The organism is Massilia eburnea (assembly GCF_050709955.1).
In the GTDB taxonomy this organism is placed as follows: Bacteria; Pseudomonadota; Gammaproteobacteria; order Burkholderiales; family Burkholderiaceae_D; genus Rugamonas; species Rugamonas eburnea_A.
In genome coordinates this window covers 131,270-152,665 of sequence record NZ_JBNZFX010000030.1, presented here as the reverse complement: position 1 = coordinate 152,665, position 21,396 = coordinate 131,270, and the positions used below count along the sequence as shown (strand labels likewise).

Annotated in this window: 12 protein-coding genes and 1 tRNA gene; 7 read left to right on the top strand and 6 right to left on the bottom strand. The window is 61.7% G+C overall.

Annotated elements, in window-relative coordinates; all coding sequences use genetic code 11:
* Window positions 1–13 precede the first annotated feature (13 nt).
* On the bottom strand, window positions 14–1,102 hold the full coding sequence (queG, locus tag ACQ4MM_RS16340; protein ID WP_431478332.1) for a tRNA epoxyqueuosine(34) reductase QueG: 1,089 nt from the start codon (window positions 1,100–1,102) through the stop codon (window positions 14–16).
* 41 nt (window positions 1,103–1,143) lie between these two features.
* On the opposite strand from queG, the gene tsaE reads away from it, so the two are divergent.
* From tsaE to ACQ4MM_RS16325, 3 genes are read left to right on the top strand one after another with little or no spacing between them, the layout of a single operon-like run.
* Window positions 1,144–1,629 carry a tRNA (adenosine(37)-N6)-threonylcarbamoyltransferase complex ATPase subunit type 1 TsaE gene (gene tsaE, locus ACQ4MM_RS16335; RefSeq protein ID WP_431478331.1) on the top strand — a complete coding sequence of 162 codons (486 nt, stop codon included), beginning with the start codon at window positions 1,144–1,146 and terminating at the stop codon, window positions 1,627–1,629.
* Window positions 1,593–3,080, top strand: a complete 1,488-nt coding sequence (locus ACQ4MM_RS16330) for an N-acetylmuramoyl-L-alanine amidase (RefSeq protein ID WP_431478330.1) — start codon at window positions 1,593–1,595, stop codon at window positions 3,078–3,080. The genes tsaE and ACQ4MM_RS16330 overlap by 37 nt, the downstream gene beginning before the upstream one ends.
* A 9-nt stretch (window positions 3,081–3,089) precedes the next feature.
* The gene (locus ACQ4MM_RS16325; protein WP_431478329.1) at window positions 3,090–3,830 is read left to right on the top strand and encodes a D-hexose-6-phosphate mutarotase; all 741 of its coding nucleotides are present in this window, start codon (window positions 3,090–3,092) and stop codon (window positions 3,828–3,830) included.
* Here ACQ4MM_RS16325 and ACQ4MM_RS16320 read toward each other — a convergent pair.
* Both ACQ4MM_RS16320 and ACQ4MM_RS16315 read right to left on the bottom strand, forming a co-directional pair.
* On the bottom strand, window positions 3,814–4,890 hold the full coding sequence (locus tag ACQ4MM_RS16320) for a carbonic anhydrase (RefSeq protein WP_431478328.1): 1,077 nt from the start codon (window positions 4,888–4,890) through the stop codon (window positions 3,814–3,816). The two genes, ACQ4MM_RS16325 and ACQ4MM_RS16320, sit on opposite strands and share 17 nt — an antisense overlap.
* Before the next feature lie 66 nt (window positions 4,891–4,956).
* Window positions 4,957–5,601: a VTT domain-containing protein gene (locus tag ACQ4MM_RS16315; protein WP_431478327.1), complete on the bottom strand. Its 645-nt coding sequence runs from the start codon at window positions 5,599–5,601 to the stop codon at window positions 4,957–4,959.
* Between the two features lie 111 nt (window positions 5,602–5,712).
* Here ACQ4MM_RS16315 and ACQ4MM_RS16310 point away from each other — a divergent pair, with 111 nt between their 5' ends.
* The 4 genes from ACQ4MM_RS16310 to ACQ4MM_RS16295 all read left to right on the top strand — a co-directional run bounded on the left by ACQ4MM_RS16310 (window position 5,713) and on the right by ACQ4MM_RS16295 (window position 9,689).
* A complete protein-coding gene (locus ACQ4MM_RS16310; protein WP_431478326.1) occupies window positions 5,713–6,618 on the top strand; it encodes a peptidylprolyl isomerase in 906 nt (301 codons plus the stop codon).
* A 52-nt stretch (window positions 6,619–6,670) separates the two neighbouring features.
* On the top strand, window positions 6,671–8,605 hold the full coding sequence (gene mutL / locus ACQ4MM_RS16305) for a DNA mismatch repair endonuclease MutL (protein ID WP_431478325.1): 1,935 nt from the start codon (window positions 6,671–6,673) through the stop codon (window positions 8,603–8,605).
* 6 nt (window positions 8,606–8,611) lie between these two features.
* Window positions 8,612–9,565 (top strand): tRNA (adenosine(37)-N6)-dimethylallyltransferase MiaA, encoded by a 954-nt coding sequence (gene miaA / locus ACQ4MM_RS16300; protein WP_431478324.1) that lies wholly within the window; start codon window positions 8,612–8,614, stop codon window positions 9,563–9,565.
* Window positions 9,566–9,612: 47 nt separating this feature from the next.
* Window positions 9,613–9,689, top strand: a tRNA-Met gene (locus ACQ4MM_RS16295).
* 54 nt (window positions 9,690–9,743) lie between these two features.
* On the opposite strand, the gene ACQ4MM_RS16290 is transcribed toward ACQ4MM_RS16295, so the two are convergent.
* Genes ACQ4MM_RS16290 through ACQ4MM_RS16280 form a run of 3 tightly spaced genes read right to left on the bottom strand, consistent with a single transcriptional unit; the run spans window position 9,744 to window position 21,305 of the window.
* Complete coding sequence (locus ACQ4MM_RS16290) at window positions 9,744–11,081, bottom strand: HlyD family type I secretion periplasmic adaptor subunit (RefSeq protein WP_431478323.1); 1,338 nt, start codon at window positions 11,079–11,081, stop codon at window positions 9,744–9,746.
* The gene (locus tag ACQ4MM_RS16285; RefSeq protein ID WP_431478322.1) at window positions 11,078–12,787 is read right to left on the bottom strand and encodes a type I secretion system permease/ATPase; all 1,710 of its coding nucleotides are present in this window, start codon (window positions 12,785–12,787) and stop codon (window positions 11,078–11,080) included. Before ACQ4MM_RS16285 ends, ACQ4MM_RS16290 begins: the two co-directional genes overlap by 4 nt.
* A gap of 25 nt (window positions 12,788–12,812) precedes the next feature.
* The gene (locus tag ACQ4MM_RS16280; protein ID WP_431478321.1) at window positions 12,813–21,305 is read right to left on the bottom strand and encodes a beta strand repeat-containing protein; all 8,493 of its coding nucleotides are present in this window, start codon (window positions 21,303–21,305) and stop codon (window positions 12,813–12,815) included.
* Between the last annotated feature and the right edge of the window lie 91 nt (window positions 21,306–21,396).

Genomic DNA, 21,396 nt, shown 5'->3' with positions numbered 1-21,396 from the left:
GGCCAATTATGCCCTACTGGTGTTGACGAATGGCCCATTCCACGTGTTCCCGCACCAGCTCCGACGGGTGCTCGCGGCGCGCCTGCAACGCGGCCAGGATGGCCGGATCGCCCTTGGCGCCCATGCGCGCCGCGTTGCCCAGGCCAACCGCCAGGTTGCGCAGCCAGCGTTCATGGCCGATGCGGCGGATCGGGCTGCCCTCCATGCGGCGGTTGAATTCTTCTTCGGTCCAGGCAAACAGCTCGATCATGCCGGCGCTGCCCAGGGCATGGCGCTCGTCGAAGTCCGGCAGCGTGGCGCGCTGGGCGAACTTGTTCCAGGGGCAGACTGTCTGGCAATCGTCGCAGCCGTAGACGCGGTTGCCCAGCAAAGGACGCAGTTCTTCCGGGATGGCGCTTTTGAGCTCGATAGTCAGGTAGGAAATGCAGCGCCTCGCATCCAGCTTGCCCGGCCCTAGGATGGCCTGGGTCGGGCAGATGTCGATGCAGGCCGTGCATTGGCCGCAGTGCGCGCCGGTCGGTTCATCGACCGGCAGCGGCAAGTCGACCAGGATTTCACCCATGAAGAACATGGAGCCCGCGCTGCGGTTGATCAGCAAGGTATGCTTGCCGCGCCAGCCCAGCCCCGACTTTTCCGCCAGCGGCAGCTCCATCACCGGCGCCGAATCGGTGAACACGCGATAACCGAACTCGCCGACGGCCGCGCTGACCTTGTCGGCCAGCTGCTGCAACCGCGCGCGCAGCACCTTGTGGTAATCGCGCCCACGGGCATACACCGAGATCACAGCCTGGGTCGGATCGGACAGGCGTGCCGTCTCGCGTTCGCGCCAGCCCTCGTCCACCGTGCCGGGCAGGTAATTCATGCGCGCCGTGATCACCCGCACCGTGCCCGGCACCAGCTCCGCCGGACGCGCGCGTTTCATGCCATGGCTTGCCATATAGTCCATATCGCCGTGCATGCCGGCATCCAGCCAGGCTTGCAGCCCCGCCTCGGCGGCCGACAGGTCGATATCGGCGATTCGCACCTCCGCGAAGCCGAGCGCCAGCCCCCACGCCTTGATGCGGCTGGCTAATTCGTCTAAATTGGCTTGGGAGAGTGACACGGCCTTACAATGCGGGGAAATCCAAACCATCATTTTATTCGATGCTGCACTTTAAATCTCATCTGCACGACGAAGCCGGTACCGCGGCGCTAGGCGCTGCGCTGTCGCGCGCCCTGCTGCCCGGCATGGCGATCTACCTGCACGGCGACCTGGGCGCCGGCAAGACTGCGCTGACCCGCGCGCTGCTGCATGCAGCCGGCCATGTGGGACCGGTGAAAAGCCCGACATATACCTTGTCCGAGCCCTACCGCGTGAAGGTCGACGGCAAGCTTGCCAACGTGGTGCATTTCGACCTGTACCGCATGGGCAGTCCGGAGGAATTCCTCGACGCCGGCTTCCGCGAAGAGTTCAATCGCGAGAACGTTTGCATCGTGGAATGGCCGGAGAAGGCGGATGGCGTGCTGCCGCCGCCGGATCTTCATGTTTTCCTCTCTGTAGCGGGGTCCGGACGTGATGTAGAATTGCAGCCGTCTTCCGCTCTTGGTACGTCATGCCTGCAACGCCTCCAATTCGCTCCAAACCTGTAAGTCGCCGCACGGTGCTCAAAGCCGGCGGCACACTGCTGCTGTCCGTGCTCGCCCCCATGACTGCGCAAGCTGCGCAGATCCTGGCCGTGCGCGTGTGGCCGGCGGAGGATTACACGCGCGTCACGCTGGAAAACGACACTGACCTCAAGGTCAAGCACTTCCTGGTGCCGGACCCGGACCGGCTGGTGGTCGACATTGAAGGCCTGGTGCTGAACTCCACGCTGAAAAGCCTGGTCGCCAAGATCGAGTCGAACGATCCGTATATCAAGGAGGTGCGGGTCGGCCAGAACCGCCCGAATGTGGTGCGGCTGGTGTTCGACCTGAAAGAGAAGGTCACGCCGCAGGTATTCACGCTGGAGCCGGTCGGCACTTACAAGCATCGCCTGATTTTCGACCTTTATCCGGTCAAGGCGGCCGACCCGATCGCGGCGCTGATCGAAAAGGGCGAATGGTCGCAGGATGACAAGCCTGCCGACGGCGCCGCCCCCGCGACGGGGCAGCCAGCCCTGGCCAGCCAGGGCGGCGCAAGCAGCAACGCCCAAGGCGCTGCGAGCCAGTCCACGGCGGCCGCCACGCCACCCGGCCAGGCCGGCGCAGCCGCGTCCGCTCCGAGCACCGGCGCCAATGCCCCCGGCCAATCGCCGGCAATCGCCACCCAATCCGGCAAGCCAGGCGCCGGCGAGCCGGACCCGGCGCCCGCGCACCACAAGCCGGGCCAGAAGTCCGGGCAGGAAAAAATGGTGCGCATGCTCACCATCGCCCTCGACCCTGGTCACGGCGGCGAGGACCCCGGGGCAATGGGCGCTCGCGGCAGCCGCGAAAAAGACATCGTGCTGGCAATCGCCAAGCGCCTGAAAGACAAGATCGAAGACCATCCCAACATGCGCGTCATGCTCACCCGCGATGGCGACTACTTCGTCCCGCTCGGCAAGCGTGTGGAGAAGGCCCGCAAGGTCGATGCCGACCTGTTCGTCTCGATCCACGCCGACGCTTTCGTGAAAACCAGCGCCCGCGGCTCCTCCGTTTTCGTCCTGTCGGAAAAAGGCGCGACTTCGTCCGCCGCGCGCTGGCTGGCCGACAAGGAAAACCAGGCCGACCTGATTGGCGGCGCCAATGCCAAGGGCCACGACCCGCAGCTGGCAAGCGTGCTGTTCGACCTCTCCACCACCGCCCAGATCAACGACAGCATGAAGGTCGGCAAGGCAGTGCTGGGCGAAATCGGCGGCATCAACAAGCTGCACAAGGGTTCGGTCGAGCAGGCCGGCTTCGCCGTGCTGAAAGCCCCCGACATCCCGTCGATCCTGATCGAAACCGCCTTCATCTCCAATCCGGAAGAAGAGGCGCGCCTGCTGGACGACGAATACCAGGACCAGATCGCGGATGCCATCGTCAAAGGCATCCGCCGTTATTTTGCCAAGAACCCGCCGCTCTCGAAGAACCGGCTCACATAAGGAAAGCGCATGAACGAAGTTCGCATCTCCACACCCGAAGGCGCCGAAGCCACCATTTCTCTGTTCGGCGCACATTTGATGTCGTGGAAGACTGCGGACGGCAAGGAACGCCTGTTCCTGAGCCAGCGATCAGCGCTCGACGGCAGCGCTGCCGTGCGCGGCGGCGTGCCGGTGATCTTCCCGCAGTTCGCCACGCGCGGGGACGGCCTGCGCCACGGCTTCGCCCGCACTTCCACCTGGCGCATCGTCGAGCAGGCCAATGACTGGGCCGAGCTGGCACTGGCGCAAGACGACCTGCCACGCAACCATTTCCAATCCTGGCCGCACGCGTTCGAGTTGCGCCTGCGCTTCGAATTGAAGGCCGATGCCCTGGCCATCCGCTACACCGTACGCAACACCGGCCAGCAGGGCTTCAGCTGGGCCGGCGCATTGCACACATATTTCGCGGTAACGGAATTCGACCAGGCAAATGTGGACGGCATGCCGTTCAGCGGCGCGCTGGACGATATCCGCCCGGCCACGCCGCAGCTGCGCCTGGATACCGGCGCCGGCAAGCTGCAACTGGAACAGCAGGGCTTTTCTGAATGGGTGGTCTGGAATCCGGGAGCGCAAGGCGCAGCGGCCACCGCCGACATGGACGACAGCGACTACCGCCGCTTCGTCTGCATTGAACCGGCCCGGGTGGACCAGCAGGTGCTGCAGGCCGGTGCCGAATGGAGCGGCCTACACACCATCAGTTTGATTCCTTGATCATACGGCCGGAACTGGCCTGGATCGGACGCGCATTAAATGGATACAGGCGACTGAACAAGGCCAGTTGCGCCGGCGAGGCCTGCACCGGCTCCTTCATCACCAGCCACAGCACCCCTTCGGTGCAGGGCGGCGTGGTCAGCGAACCCATGAACGTGTAGTAGTCGCGGCGCTGCGGCAGCATGTCGTTCGGGTCCAGCACGATGCTCGGCGTGGCGGTGTCGCCTTTTTCCAGCGGCAGGTTGTTCCAGACGGTCTGGATGGTCGGTTGCGGCTTGCCGCGTTCCAGCAGCAGCGCCAGCACCGCCAGCCTGCCTTCCGGATCCTTGTGCACCAGGTGCACCACCATTTCGAAACCCTTGCCGTTGACACGCTCTTCGGCCGGGCGATGGAAGTGGAACTGCTGCAGCTCGTAGGTGCGGCCGGCAACGCTCAGGTAATTGCCCGGGCCGACCATCACCTGCACGGTATGGCCGTTATCGGTCACATTGAAGCCGGAAGGACGGTAATCGAAGGAAATCTGTTCCAGGTCCACCTTCATGCCGTCGCGGATATCGATCGGTGACTGGCGGCTGCCGGTCGAGCATTTCGCCCAGTCCGAATTGATCCTGGACCAGTTGGCCGGACCGGATTCGCCTTCGTAAGTCCAATGGGTACCGTACATGCGCGGCGGCGGGGCCTTGGCGGCAACTTCCGCGGCCGCGGCCTTGACGGCTTTCTGCTTGCGTGCCTTCTCGGCAGAAGCAATGCGGGCGGCCTGGTTGGCGCGCATTTCGGCCAGGCGCTGGGCGATCTTTTCCGACAGCTCGGCTTCAGCGCGCGCTTCTTCCTCGCGCTGGGCAGCGGCAGATGCGGCCGAATTCTTACGCACGGGAGGAACGTACTTCGGGCCAGCGGCCGAATTGGCCTCCTTCTCGATATGCGCCTTGTCGGCCGCAGCGGCAGCGGCCAGGTTCGGGCGAATACTCGGCACGCCTTTCGACGGTATGGAGGCGGGATCGGCGGCGCCTGCTGTCCCGATGACAAGACAACAGGCTGACAGGGCGATCAAGTTACGCATGTTAAATCCGGAGGAGAGACTGTTACTCCGGTTAACGGTTGCGCTGCGGGAAAACTTGAGAGCGGCTTAACGCCCCAGCATGCGGCGGCCCAGTTTCCAGGCGCCGCCCAGTGCCATCGGCACCACGGCCGCGCTGACGCCGACCAGCACGATGGCGCTCAGGTGGTCGCGCACCCAGGGGGTATTGCCGAAGATATAACCAGCCACGCAGAGCGACACCACCCAGGCCACGGCGCCGACGATGTTAAACAGCTGGAAGCGGCCATGGGTCATGTCCGACACCCCGGCCACGAACGGTGCAAAAGTCCGAACCACCGGCACGAAACGCGCCAGGATGATGGTCTTGCCACCGTGCTTTTCGAAGAATTCGTGGGTGCGTTTCAGTGCATCCTTGTTGATCCACCGGTAATCATGGGTAAACACGCGCTGGCCGATCGCCTCGCCGATCCAATAGTTGGTCGTATTGCCCAAAATTGCGGCAGTCGCCAACAGGAACATCAGCAGGCCGAGGTGCATTTCGCCGGTGGCGCAGAAGGCGCCGGCAATGAACAGCAGCGTGTCGCCAGGGAAGAAGAACAGTACCACCAGGCCGGTCTCGCAGAAGACGATGGCAAACAGCAGTGCATAGACATACACGCCATATTGTGCGATCAGGGTACCCATTGCACGGTCTACGTGGACCAGCATGTCCAGCAATTGAACGAAATCCATTTATTAATGTCCCAAAAGGTTGCGGCGGGAATAATACCAAACTGTCCATCTTACAGGCTAAAATTCCCCGGCATCTTAGATCCTGCTTAGAACCCCACAAAGGAGACGTTAGTGAAGTCTTACATGCCCGCCGCCCTCGCGTTGGCCCTACCCCTGGCCGCCATCGCCGCGCCCATCAAAGAATTGCCGCCCAAGCCGTCTGTCGGCGACATCGTCAAGGCAGCGCCGCAAGCCGATTGGCGCCAGCTGGATCCGGCCAACACCCTGTACATGGACCTGCCAACCGGCCGCGTGATCATCGAGCTGGCCCCCGCTTTTGCGCCGAACCACGCTGCCAATATCCGCACCATGGCCAAAGAAGGCTACTGGGACGGCCTGTGGATCTATCGCACGCAGGACAACTTCGTGGTGCAGTGGGGCGATCCACGCGACGACAAGCCAAAGGCGATCGGAACGGCCAAGGCCAAGCTGGAACAGGAATTCACCGTACCGATGAAGAACGACAACCAGTTCACCCGCCTGCCGGACAAGGACGGCTATGCGCCGCAGGTGGGGCACTCCAACGGCTTCCCTTCCGCTCGCGACCCAAAAACCGGCCAGACCTGGCTGGCGCATTGCTATGGCATGGTTGGCGTAGCACGCGGCAATGAGTCAGATAGCGGCAACGGCGGCACTTTGTATACCGTGATCGGCAACTCGCCGCGCCACCTGGACCGCAATATCACGGTGGTGGGGCGCATTGTCAGCGGCATGCCGCTGCTGTCCGTGCTGCCGCGCGGCCCGGCGCCGATGGGCATGTTCGAGAAAGAGGAACAGTGGGTGCCGATCAAGTCGGTCAAGCTGGCAGCCGATGTGCCGGAGGCGGAACGCTCGAAGTTTGAAGTGATGCGCACCGAGTCGGCCAGCTTCAAGTCCGTGATCGAAGCGCAGCGCAACCGCGGCGGGCCGTGGACCAAGTATGCCGCCGGTCATGTGGACCTGTGTAACGTCCCCATCCCGGTACGCGAAGTGAAATAAGGAAAATGTCCACTTTTGTTCCTGACCCCAAGGTGGACATTATAATGTGGCAATGAACGCGCCAAGCCCACCACGCCCGATCCGGGCCCTTCCAGATCAACTGATTTCCCAGATCGCCGCCGGCGAGGTGGTGGAACGTCCATCGGCTGTTGTCAAAGAACTGCTGGAAAACGCCCTGGACGCCGGTTCGACCCAGGTCACCGTGCGGCTGGAGGAAGGCGGCGTCAAACGCATTTGCATTACTGACAACGGCCGCGGCATTCCGCCCGACCAGATGCCATTGGCCCTGGCGCGCCATGCGACCTCGAAAATCGCTTCGCTGGACGACCTGGAAAACGTTGGCACCCTCGGTTTCCGCGGCGAGGCCCTGGCTTCGATCGCCTCCGTGGCGGCCGTCACCCTGACCTCGCGCACCGCCGACGGCGCCCATGCCTGGGAACTGGAAGGCTCGCACCAAGGCACTGTAGTGCCCTCCTCCGGCGCGCCCGGTACCACGATCGACGTGCGCGACCTGTATTTCAATACTCCCGCGCGCCGCAAATTCCTGAAGTCCGAGCAGACCGAATACGGCCATTGCGCGGAAGTGGTGCGCCGCATCGCATTGGCGCGTCCTGACGTATCGTTCTCGCTGAGCCACAACGGCAAGACCGTCGAGCACTGGATGGTCAGCGACATGGCCAAGCGCAGCGCCCAGATCCTGGGCAGCAATTTCGAAGAGGCGCGCCTGGCGCTGGACGAAGGCTCCGGTGTGCTGCGCATCCATGGTTTCGCCGGCTTGCCGACCGCCTCCAAGGGCCGCGCCGACAGCCAATACTTCTACGTCAACGGCCGCTTCGTGCGCGACAAGCTGCTGGTGCACGCCGTGCGCGCCGCGTATGAAGATGTGCTGCATGGCGACCGCTATCCATCCTATGTGCTGGCACTCGACCTCGACCCGGCATTGGTGGACGTCAACGTGCATCCGTCAAAAATCGAAGTGCGCTTCCGCGATGGCCGTGCGGTGCACCAGTTCGTATTCCACGCCGTGCAGCGCGCACTGGCAGCAACCTCGGCCACCTCGCACGGCAGCGTTCCTTCGCCGCTGCCGGCCGCCGACAACCTGCAGGCATCGGGCCCCATCTGGCGCCCGCAGGAGCAGACCAGCTTCGGCTCGATCCTGAATCCGGAGTATCGCCCAACCTTCTCGCCCTCGCCATTCGGCGCTGCGGGCAACAGCGGCGTCGCCCAGAGCACGCAGCGCTACGGCGCCTTGTGGTCGAACGACCCGCGCGACAATTTTGCTCCGGGTGCGACGGCTGCGGACGGCGGCAATGGCTTCCGCGCTTCCGCCGACTACACGCTGCCTCAGGCCACTCCGATGACCGCTTCTTCGGCGCAGATGGCCGGCGAAGAGTTCCCGCTCGGCTTCGCATTGGCGCAACTGCATGGCATCTACATCCTGGCCCAGAACAGCAAAGGCCTGGTGCTGGTCGACATGCACGCCGCGCATGAGCGCATCCTGTACGAACAGCTGAAGAACGCGCTGGACGCCCAGATCGACGGCACCGAAATGTCGGTGCAGAACCTGCTGATCCCCGTCACGTTCTACGCCGACGCAGTGGAAGTGGGCACCGCGCAGGAACATGGCGACACCCTGAAAACGCTGGGCTTCGACATCGCAGTGATGTCGCCCACCACGCTGGCAGTGCGCGCCGTCCCAGCCTTGCTGAAGAACGCCGACGCCCAGACCCTGGCGCGCGACGTGATCCGCGACGTTCGTGAATACGGCGGCTCGCGCGTGCTGATCGAGCGCCGCAACGAACTGCTCGGCACCCTGGCCTGCCATACCGCCGTGCGCGCCAACCGCATCCTGGCTGTGCCGGAGATGAACGCCCTGCTGCGTCATATGGAAGCCACCGAGCGCGCCGACCAGTGCAACCATGGCCGCCCGACGTGGGTACAGATCGATATCAACGCGCTGGATAAACTTTTCCTGCGCGGGCAGTAACAAATAATGAACGAGCAGTCAAACAAGCGTCCGCTGGCGGTCGCCATCATGGGGCCGACCGCGTCAGGCAAGACTGCCGCCGCGCTGGCCATCGCACAGCAGGTGCCATGCGAGATCATCTCGGTCGATTCCGCATTGGTCTATCGCGGCATGGACATCGGTACCGCCAAGCCTTCAAAAGAAGAACTGGCCGCCGTGCCGCATCACCTGATCGACATCATCGACCCGCTGGACTCCTATTCGGTGGCCCAGTTCCGCACTGATACGCTGCGCCTGGTCGCTGAGATCTGTGCACGCGGCAAAGTCCCCCTGCTGGTTGGCGGCACCATGCTGTATTACAAAGGCCTGGCCGACGGCCTGGACGACCTGCCCGGCGCCGACGCCGCCTTGCGCGCGCAACTGGACCAGGAAGCGGCGCGCATCGGCTGGCCCGCCATGCACGCGCGCCTGGCGCAAGTCGATCCCGAAACCGCCGCCCGCCTTAAGCCGAACGACTCCCAACGCGTCCAGCGCGCGCTGGAAATCCACGCCCTGTGCGGCAAGCCGATGTCCGAGCTGCTGTCCCGCCGCGAGAAGGAAGAACTGCCCTTCGACCTGGTCTCGTTCGCGCTTGAACCATCGGACCGCGCCTGGCTGCACGAACGGATTGCGCGCCGTTTCGACATCATGCTCGATGGCGGCTTCCTCGATGAAGTGAAAGCCCTGCGCGCGCGCGGCGACCTGCATCTTGGGCTGCCGTCGATCCGCTGCGTGGGTTATCGCCAAGCCTGGGAATACCTGGACGGTACCATCGACTATGCGGCCATGCGCGAAACCGGCATCATCGCCACCCGCCAGCTATGTAAGCGCCAGCTAACCTGGCTGCGCTCCATGCCGGAGCGCATCGTGGTCGACTGCTGCGCCCCGGACGCCAGCCAGCAATTGCAACAGCAAGTGCTTGCAAAAATAACTACAGCGTAATCAGTCCTTGACAGATCATCGGCTGGCACCGATAATGCTGGCCTTGCGGTGATATAGCTCAGTTGGTTAGAGCATAGCATTCATAATGCTAGGGTCGGTGGTTCAAGTCCACCTATCACCACCAAAGGATTCAGCGAAAACCCGCACTGCACGCGATGCACTGCGGGTTTTTCGTTTTTCAACGTTCACGCCCCGCGTGGCGCAGCACCTGCGTGACCGGCTCGAGCAGGTATTGCAGCGGCGTGCGCTTCTCCCCTTCGATAAAGACTTCCGCCGGCATCCCGGCCAGCAGTTTGAGATCGCCCGCCTTGGCCAGGGATGCCGGGTCGGCCTCCACCAGTACCGAATAATAAGGAGCCTCGCTAGCGCGGTCGACCAGGCGATCGGCGGAGATGTAAATCACTTTGCCGCGCACCAGTTGCGTGGTGCGGTACTTGAAAGCGGTGAAGCGGATGTCGGCGGGCTGGCCCTGTGCGATGCGGTTGATGTCGTCCGGCCGGATCCGCGCTTCCGTCACCAGCCGAGTGTCGTCAGGCACGATATCGGCAATCGTTTCGCGCGGCGGGATCACCGCTCCGGGCACCGGATACTTCAGGCCAATGACTTCCCCGCTGGCAGGCGCGGTAATGACCTGGCGCACCGAAGCATCCACCGACTTGCGCTGTTCCTGCTCAATCTCTGAAAGACGCGCCGTCGCCACCTTGAGCTGGTCGCTCGCCTGCTGCCTGTATTCTCCTTGCAGCGCACTCACGCGCAGGTCGATGTCGAGCATGCGTTGCTGGGCGCGCGCCAGCTCCGAACGCCGCTCCTCAAGCTTGACGCCGTAGTCGGCAATCGCGCCTTCGATCTGGGAAATGCGGGTGGCGGAAACAAAACCATCCTTGCGCAACTTGTTGTTGGTGTCCAGGTCGACTTTCTGGAATTTCATTGATTCGCTTGCCTGCGCAATCTGTGCGCGCAGTGCGACGACTTCTTCCGCCACCTTGTCCCGCTGCGAATGCAGCAGCTGCACCTGCCCAAGCAAGGCGTCGCGCCGTGCGGCGAACAGTGCGCGCTCCTTGGCAAGCTGCTCGGCCAGGCGCGGATCTGCTTTCGCGGCTTCGACTACCTCCGGCGGGAAGTTGAGCGATTGCTGCATGCCTTGTTCGGCATCGAGCCGCGCCAGGCTGGCACGCTCGGTCTTGACGCGGTAATCCAGCCGGTTCTTGTCGGCATCGACCGACACGTCGCCAAGCACCAGCAAGGGTTCGCCCTGCTTCACGCTCTGGCCATCGCGCACCAGCACCTGGCGCACCATGCCACCCTCGGAATGCTGTACCGGCCGCCGGTTCAGGTCAACTTTTACATACGCTTGCGCCACTACAGCCGAAGACAAGGGGGCGAATGCCATCCAGGCCGCCACCGGCAACAGCCCGCCAAGCACCACCGCCAGGCCCCAGGAGGACAGGCTGCGCGCTTCCCGGACGTGCTGCTGCAAGGGATCCAACGCCGCTGCCTGATGCAATGCGCTATTCATGATGCCCTCCCCTCTGCGACGCGCGGCATGGCCACGACTTGAGCGCCAGCCCTGCCCTGGCCCGGATGCATCGCCTGCATGACTTCAGCCACGGTGCCGAAGTGCTGCACCCGGCCGGCGTCAAGCACCAGCATCTTGTCCATATGCTGGACCAAGGTGCTGCGGTGCGTGATTACGATCACCGTGACCTGTCCATTCAGTGCCTTCAAAGCGTCGGCAAGCGCCAGTTCGCCGGCGCCATCGAGGTTGGAATTCGGTTCGTCCAGCACCAGCAGCTTTGGCTCCCCGTACAGGGCCCGCGCCAAGGCGATGCGTTGGCGTTGGCCGGGCGACAGCATGGCCCCCATGCCGTCGACCTGCGTGTCGTAGCCCTGCGGCAGCGAGAGAATGAGCGCGTGAACCCCGGCGCGTTGCGCAGCCTGCACCACCTTTTCAGAATCGACGACGCCCAGGCGTGCGATATTGTCGGCCACTGTTCCAGCGAACAGTTCCACATCCTGCGGAAGGTAGCCGAGCCAGGGGCCAAGTTCTTCACGCGGCCATTGCGCGAGGTCCACGTCGTCCAGCCGTACTGTGCCATTGTTCGGCGCCCACAGGCCTGTGAGCAGGCGAGCCAGTGTCGACTTTCCGGCACCACTGGCGCCAATAATGGCCAGCGATTCGCCCGCCTCCAGGGAGAGCGACACGCCGGCCAACACCATTCTCTCGCTTTGCGGCGGGCGAAACACCAGACCGTGTGCATGCAGGCGGCCGGTAGGCGCCGGCAGCTTCATTCGCTCCGGCTGCCGCTCGGCGGCAGCCAGCAATTCAGTCAGCCGCCCGAAGCCAAGGCGCGCCTCGGCCAACACGCGCCAACTGCCCACAACCTGCTCCACCGGCGACAATGCACGTCCCAGCAAAACCGTGGTAGCCACCAGGATGCCGGGCGTGCCCTCGCCGCTGATGACAAGGTAGGCGCCCAGCGCCTGCATCAGGACCTGCACCAGTTGACGTGTCATACGCGTGAAGGCGGCCATCGCGACCGACTTGCGTGCGGTTGGCCCCTGCAGTGCGGAGACCCTGGCGTTCAGCTCCCGCCAGCGCCCGAGCAGCGCATCCGCCATGCCCAGCGATTGCACCACTTCCGCATTATGTATCGACGATTCAAGGTAGCGGGTTGCCTTGGCGGCCTCTTTTTGCAGCGCCTCGATGTCGCGCCGCGTAATCCGGTCGTTGAGCACGGCCAGCACCAGCATCAGTACCGAAGCCGCCGCCGCCGCCGCACCCAGCATCGGGTGCGCCAGCCAGATCACGGCAATGTAGACCACTGCCCAGGGCGTATCGAACAACGCCAGCAAGCCTTGTGCCGAAAACAGGCTGCGCAGCGCGGCCACGTCTCGCAGCCCTTCGGACGGCACCTGTTCCGCGCGACGTGCCGAGGTGGCCAGCATGACCTTGGCGACCGCGGGAGACAGATGCTCGGCGATCATGCTGCCAGCCACGCCCTGCAGCCGGCTGCGCAAGTAGTCGAGCATCAGCATCAGGCTGAGGGCCACCAGCATGCCTATCAACAGCACCAGCAAAGTTTCCTTGCTCTGGCTGGCCAGCACACGATCGAAAACCTGCAGCATGAAGAACGCTGGGGCCAGCAGCAACAAGTTGACGAGGAAAGAGAACCCCGCGACAACCAGGAGCGGACGCTTGAGGAGTTGGAAGAGAGGTTTCATGACAATCACCTATCCGGTTAGCAGATCATGAACCAAGCTTGATGTCGTTGTAATCGAAGGTGTCGGCCGGATTGTCCAGTACCACCTTCGCCACCAGCGTGCGGCCGCCCGAACCTTGCCCATCCGAGTCGTAATACAGGTTGCCGGTCACAGTGTCGTAGATCACCCTGACGCCTGCGGCCAACACATCCGTTACCCCACCGCCGGCGGAAGTCGCAAACTCAGACGACGACAGGACGCTGCCCGCCGGGGTCGTGATGCCCGCAAATACCGCAAGCGACAATTCAATCATGTCGCCGTTTGCTAACGATCCCGATGCATTGAAGTCCATGATCGAATCGACCGCGTTGGGCGCAGTGTCGAAGACGAAAGTGTCATTGTCGGCACCACCGGTAAGAGTATCGGAACCCGCGCCGCCGACAATGCGATCGTCGCCAGCCAGGCCGCTGATCGTATCGTTGCCGGCACCACCGCGCAGTTCATCGGCGGCTGCCGAGCCGGTCAAGGTATCAGCGAACGCCGTGCCAATTACTCCTTCAAATCCCGTGTACGTGTCGGTGCCAAGGCCTGCTGCGCTGAACGAACCGGCACCATTGAGTCCCATCGTAAAGGTGATTCCCGCAGTTCCATCGGAGAAGTCGAGCAGGTCATTTCCGCCTTTTCCATCGAGCGTGTCATTGCCCCCACCACCGCGGATGATATCGTTGCCGGCGCTGCCGTTGATGGAATCGTTCGAAGAACTACCGATTACGCCTTCCATGTTTTTATAGGAATCGATGCCGAGGCCACCGGCATTGCCGGTGCTGTTGGCGCTGGAACTCTGTATCAGTGTGAAATTGGCCAGTGCATTGCCGTCGGACAGGTCGAGCATATCCTCGCTGCCGTCGCCGCCATCCATCACGTCATCGCCACTGCCGCCGCGCAGAATGTCGTTGCCGGCGCCACCGGACAAGTCATCGTTGCCCCCCTCACCGACAAGAAGGTCGTTACCTGCGGATCCCTTCAACACGTCTACGGCATTGCCGGACCCGCCGTAGAAGTTGTCGCCTGCCCCGCCACCAGTCACCGTGTCCGGCCCATTGTCAGCATCGATGTAAGAGGCCTGGTAAGTGCCGGCCCCGCTGAGATCAACCGTATCACCATTGCTGCTATTGCTGCTCACTGCCTTTACATCGATCGCCACCGTTCCTGTCGCAGTACCGCCACGACCGTCCGACACAGTGTATTGGAAGCTGCCGACAGAATTGCCAGCCGTATTCCCGCTCTTGAAAGTGATTCCGGTGCCAGTCAACGCGAGGTTGGTGATTCCTGATGCGGTTCCCACGCTGGTAATGGTCAACGCGGCGCCGTCGATATCGGTATCGTTGCCAAGCAACGCGCTCGTCGAAATCGTGACGGTAGTACCGCTCGACACAATGACACGGTCGGCTGTTGCAACCGGGGCGTAGTTATCGTCGACGACGGTGATAGCGGCCGTGTCGGTGGCAGTTGAGAAAGCCGAGCTGCCACCATTGGATGTGGTGCTGACCTTTGTGCCGGCCGCACCGCTGGTGCGATCCCAGGCGCGGAAAGTCACGCCATCGCTGACGGTGCCGTTGAAGTCTGTATTTCCCTGGAAGTAGAGCCGCGTGTTCGCGTCTGCCGACAAGAGCAATGCAGCCGAATTCGACACCGTGCCGACAGCCGTCCAGTTAGTGCCGCCATTGGTGGAATACCACCATGACCCGCTGGTGGAATTCGTGCCGATCAACGCAATACCGGTGAGTGCGCCGTTATCCGCATCGGTCACGTTATCGAGGCCGCCAACCGGTGGATTCAAGTTAACCAGGCTGGACACAAGCGTCCCTACTGCACCGGCGGGTGCTCCGGCATCTTCAATGACATCGGTGAGTACTGGCGATGCAGCAGCGTTCAAGACCGGTGCGTCGTTGGTACCAGTGATCGTGATCGTCGCGCTCTGGGCCACGGTCGCACCTTGCGCATCCTTGACGTTGTAGCTGACAACAATGGTGCTGTTCTCGCCCACAGCAAGGTGATCAAAGGCCCCGTTCGCCGGGTTCACAGTCAGCGTGCTTCCAGCCAGGCTGACTCCAGCTGGCGTGGTACTGGAAACAGCCCCGCCATCGACGCTGTAGCCGACGTTGGCGACACTCAGGGTTGCGGTCTCGCCATCATCGGCATCGCTGGCACCGCTCAGCAGATTCATCGCATAAGAGCCAGCTCCCTCGGCTGCCGTCGAAGTCAATGCAGCGCTGACCACTGGCACGTCATTGGTGCCGTTGATTGTGATCGTCGCGCTCTGGGCCACGGTTGCCCCTTGCGCATCCTTGACGTTGTAGCTGACCACGACGGTGGCATGCGCCCCTGCGGCAAGATGATTGAACGCAGTGTTCGAAGGATCCACGCTTAACGTGCTTCCAACCAGACTCACTCCAGCCGGCGCGGTAGCGGAAACAGCCCCGCCATCGACGCTGTAGCCAACGTTGGCGACACTTAGCGTTGCGGTCTCGCCATCATCGGCATCGCTGGCACCACCCAGCAGGTTCATCGTATATGAGCCAGCTCCCTCTGCTGCAGTCGAAGACAATGCGGCGCTGACCACTGGCACATCGTTGGTGCCGCTGATCGTGATCGTCGCGCTCTGGGCCACGGTTGCCCCTTGCGCATCCTTGACGTTGTAGCTGACCACGACGGTAGCATGCGCCCCTACGGCAAGATGATTGAAGGCAGTGTTCGAAGGATCCACGCTTAACGTGCTTCCAACCAGGCTCACTCCAGCCGGCGCGGTACCGGAAACAGCCCCACCATCGACGCTGTATCCGACGTTGGCGACACTCAGGGTTGCGGTCTCGCCGTCATCGGCATCGCTGGCGCCACCCAGCAGGTTCATCGTATAGGAGCCAGCTCCCTCTGCTGCAGTCGAAGACAATGCGGCGCTGACCACTGGCACATCGTTGGTGCCATTGATCGTGATCGTCGCACTCTGTACCACGGTTGCACCTTGCGCATCCTTGACGTTGTAGCTGACTACGATGGTGGCATGTTCGCCCACTGCCAGATGATCGAAGGCGCCGTGTGCCGGGTTCACGCTCAGCATGTTACCTGCCAGGCTGACGCCTGCTGGTGCGCTGCTGGAACCAGGGCCGCCATCGACACTATAGGTAACATCGGCCACGCTCAAGGTCGTGGTTTCGCCGTTATCCACATCACTGGCACCCGCCAGAAGGTTCAAGCCATACGAACTGTCGCCCTCTTCCTTCTCCGAGGACAACACACCACTCACAACAGGCATGTCGTTGGTACCATTGATCGTGATCGTGGCACTCTGGGCGACGGTCGCACCCTGTGCATCCTTGACGTTGTAGCTCACCACGATAGTGGCTTGTTCACCCACCGCCAGGTGATCGAAGGCGCCATGTACTGGATTCACGCTCAGCATGTTACCAGCCAGGCTTACGCCTGCTGGCGCGCTACCGGAGTCAGGGCCACCATCGACGCTGTAGATGACATCGGCCACGCTCAAGGTCGCAGTTTCGCCGTTATCCACATCGCTGGCGCCAGCCAGCAGGTCCATGTAATACGAACCGTCGCCCTCGTCCTCCTCCGAGGACAGCACACCACTCACAACTGGCGTGTCATTAGTACCGTTGATGGTGATCGTCGCACTCTGGGCCACGGTCGCGCCCTGCGCATCCTTGACGTTATAGCTCACCACGATGGTGGCATGCTCGCCCACTGCCAGATGATCGAAGGCACCATGTACCGGGTTCACGCTCAGTGTGTTACCGGCCAGGCTTACGCCTGCTGGTGCACTGCTGGAACCAGGGCCGCCATCGACACTAGAGGCAACATCGGCCACACTCAAGGTCGTAGTTTCGCCGTTATCCACATCGCTGGCGCCAGCCAACAGGTTCATGTCATACGAACCGTCGCCCTCGTCCTTCACTGAGGTCAAAACTCCACTCACAACTGGCGCGTCATTGGTGCCATTGATCGTGATCGTCGCGCTCTGGGCCACGGTCGCACCTTGCGCATCCTTGACGTTGTAGCTAACCACGATGGTGGATTGTTCCCCCACCGCCAGGTGATCGAAGGCGCCATGTGCCGAGTTCACGCTCAGCATGTTACCAGCCAGGTTGACACCTTCTGGAGCGCTACTGGACGCAGCACCGCCATCGAGGCTGTAGGTAACATCGGCCACACTCAGAGTCACAGTCTCGCCGTCATCCACATCACTGGCGCCAGCCAGCAGGTTCATGTCATACGCACCGTCGCCCTCATCTTTCTCTGATGTCAGAACTCCACTCACAACTGGCACGTCATTGGTGCCAGTGATCGTGATCGTCGCGCTCTGGGCCACGGTCGCACCCTGCGCATCCTTGACGTTGTAGCTGACTACGATGGTGGCATGTTCGCCCACTGCCAGATGATCGAAGGCGCCATGTGCCGGGTTCACGCTCAGCATGTTACCGGCCAGGCTTACGCCTGCTGGTGCGCTGCTGGAACCAGGACCGCCATCGACACTATAGGTAACATCGGCCACACTCAAGGTCGCAGTCTCGCCGTTATCCACATCGCTGGCGCCAGCCAACAGGTTCATGTCATACGAACTGTCGCCCTCATCTTTCTCTGAGGTCAGAACTCCACTCACAACTGGCACGTCATTGGTGCCATTGATCGTGATCGTGGCGCTCTGGGCCACGGTCGCACCTTGTGCATCCTTGACGTTGTAGCTCACCACGATAGTGGCATGTTCGCCCACCGCCAAGTGATCGAAGGCACTGTGTGCCGGATTCACGCTCAACGTGTTACCGGCTAGGCTTACACTTGGAGGATTACCGGCGGCGGCTACACCATCGACGCTGTAGGTGACATCGGCCACACTCAGGGTCGCGGTTTCACCGTTATCCACGTCGCTGGCACCTGCCAGCAGATTCATGTCATACGAACCGTCCCCCTCATCCTTCTCCGAGGACAACACGCCACTCACGACTGGCACATCATTGGTGCCGTTAATCGTGATCGTCGCGCTCTGAGCCACGGTCGCGCCCTGCGCATCCTTGACGTTGTAGCTCACCACCACGATGGCTTTTTCACCCACCGCCAGATGATCGAAGGCGCTGTGCGCCGGGTTCACGCTCAGCATGTTACCGACCAGGCTTACCCCTGCTGATGCACTGCTGGAACCAGGGCCGCCATCGACACTATAGGTAACATCGGCCACACTCAAGGTCGTAGTTTCGCCTTTATCCACATCGCTGGCGCCAGCCAGCAGGTCCATTTCATACGAACTGTCGCCCTCATCCTTCTCCGAGGACAACACGCCACTAACGACTGGCGCGTCATTGGTGCCGTTGATCGTGATCGTGGCACTCTGGGCCACGGTCGCGCCCTGCGCATCCTTGACGTTGTAGCTCACCACGATGGTGGAATATTCCCCCACCGCCAGGTGATCGAAGGCGCTGTGTGCTGGATTCACGCTCAGTGTGTTACCGGCCAGGCTTACGCCTGCTGGTGCGCTACCGGATCCAGGACCACCATCGAGGCTGTAGCTGACATCAGCCACACTCAGGGTCGCAGTCTCGCCGTTATCCACATCGCTGGCACCAGCCAGCAGATTCATGTCATACGAACTGTCGCCCTCGTCCCTCTCCGAGGACAGCACACCACTCACAACTGGCGCATCATTGGTGCCATTGATCGTAATCGTAGCGCTCTGGGCCACTGTCGCATCCTGCGCGTCCTTGACGTTATAGCTCACCACGATGGTGGCATGCTCCCCAACTGCCAGATGATCGAAGACACCATGTGCTGGATTCACGCTCAGTGTGTTACCGGCCAGGCTTAAGCCTGCTGGTGCGCTGCTGGAACCAGGGCCGCCATCGACACTATAGGTAACATCGGCCACACTCAAGGTCGTAGTCTCGCCGTTATCCACATCGCTGGCGCCAGCCAGCAGGTCCATGTCATGCGAACCGTCGCCCTCATCCTTCTCCGAGGACAACACGCCACTCACAACTGGCACGTCATTGGTGCCATTGATCGTGATCGTCGCGCTCTGGGCGACGATTGCACCTTGCGCATCCTTGACGTTATAGCTCACCATGATGGTGACGTGTTCGCCCACCGCCAGGTGATCGAAGGCGCCGTGTGCTGGGTTCACGCTCAGCATGTTACCGGCCAGGCTCACACCTGCCGGTGCGCTACTGGACGCCACGCCGCCATCGAGGCTGTAGGTGACATCGACCACATTCAGGGTCGCAGTCTCGCCGTTATCCACATCACTGGCGCCAGCCAGCAGGTTCATGTCATACGAACCGTCGCCCTCATCCTTCTCTGAGGACAACACGCCACTCACAACTGGCGCGTCATTGGTACCGTTGATCGTGATCGTCGCGCTCTGGGCCACGGTCGCGCCTTGCGCATCCTTGATGTTGTAGCTGACCACGATGGTAGCATGCGCCCCCACAGCCAAATGGTTAAAGGCAGTGTTCGAAGGATCCACACTCAACGTGCTTCCAACTAGGCTCACTCCAGCCGGCACGGTACCGAAAGTACCTCCGCCATCAACGCTGTAGCCGACATTGGCGACGCTCAGGGTTGCAGTCTCGCCATCATCGGCATCGCTGGCGCCACCCAGCAGATTCATCGTATAAGAGCCTGTTCCCTCTGCTGCAGTCGAGGACAATGCAGCGCTGACCACTGGCACATCGTTAGTGCCATTGATCGTAAGCGTAGCGCTTTGGGCTACCGTCGCACCTTGCGCGTCCTTCACGTTGTAATTCACGACGATGGTGGCATGTTCACCCACCGCCAAGTGATCAAAGGCGCTGTGTGCCGGATTCACGCTCAGCATGTTATCGGCCAGGCTTACGCCTGGAGGTACACCAACGACCGCTACCCCGTCGACGCTGTAGCTAACGCCATCTACGCTCAAGTTCGCGGTCTCGCCGTGATCGACATCGCTCGCACCGGCCAGCAGGTTCATCGTATATGAAACACTGCCCTCGGCTTTCACCGACGTCAGCGCGGCGCTGACCACCGGTGCGTCGTTAGTGCCGGTGATCGTAATCGTGGCGCTCTGGGCGACAGTCGCACCTTGGGCATCCCTGATGTTGTAGCTGACCACAACGGTGGTATGTTCGCCCACAGAAAGGCTATTGAAAGCGTTGTGCGAAGAATCGACACTCAGCGTATGCCCGGCCAAGCTTACCCCTTGAGGTATGCCGACGACCGCCACACCATCGACGCTGTAGCTAACGCTATCCACACTCAGCGTCGCGGTCTCGCCGTGATCGGCATCGCTCGCACCGGCCAGCAGGTTCATCGCATAGGGCCCACTGCCCTCCGCCTTCACGGACGAAAGCGCGGCGCTGACTACAGGCACATCGTTAGTACCATCAATGGTGATCGTTGCACTTTGGGCTACAGTCGCACCTTTCGCGTCCTTCACCATATAGCTGACCACGATAGTGGAATGTTCACCCACAGCCAATTGATTGAAGAAACCGTTCGACGGGTCCACACTCAACGTGTTTCCAGTCAGACTGACGCCTGCTGGCGCGGTACTGGAAACAACCCCGCCATCGACGCTGTAACCGACACCATCCACGCTCAGTGTTCCAGTTTCCCCGTGATCGGCATCGCTCGCACCGGCGAGCAGATTCATGGTGTACGGCCCGCTGCCCTCGGCCGCTGTCGAAGACAACGCTGCGCTGACTACTGGTGCGTCATTACTGCCCATGATCGTGATGTTCACAACTTTGACTGCCCCATCGGCCGTTCGCACAGTGATGGTGTCGCTCAGAGTCTCGTTTTCCCTAAGTTCCTGTACACGGCTATCTGCGTTGTTCAGTGTGTACTTCCACACGCCATTCGATGTGACGCTGTAGGAACCGTAGTTGGCTGCTGCGCCGGGGTTCACGGCTTGAAAAAGATTGTCGGCACCGTTCAAGTCGTCTGAATAAAGCACGCCGCTAACAATCGGGGTTCCAGCGTTTGAATTGCCTACGCCCCCGGCCTCTACGGCCATACCTGCAGCATTGCCGGTAATCAGCGACGTGAGGTAATCGACCTGGACGTAGTCACCACCGGTCTGTGGCTGCACCCACACGGCCAGCTTCTCCATCATCTGCACCGTCAGTGTGGAAGTCCCGAAAGTGAACACGAAGTCGCTGGCAGAACCATTCGACACTTCGCCCTGCGGGTTCGCTTTGACGGTCGAGAGAAACTTCACGTACTTTTCCAACTCCAAGCGTACGGTTGAATCTGTCCATTGATCGAATGTCAGCAGAATCCGAACCGTATCAACTCCTGCGCCGCCGGTGTACACATCCTTGGAGCCCCCGAGATTCTCAGAAACGTTATAGATCAAGGTGTCGTTTCCTGCTCCTCCATTGACCTGGTCGCTGCCGCCGCCACCGTTGACCACGTCATCACCATTGCCGCTATTGATGATGTCACTCCCGCTGGTGCCGGTGATCGTGTCGCTCCCGTTGGATCCGGTAATGGTGCCCATGTTCTTCTCCCAGGTTACGCCGGCGCGCCGGTGAATAGTTAATTATTAGAAAACATTGGTACTTTGAATCCACAATCAGTGACTGTGAGGC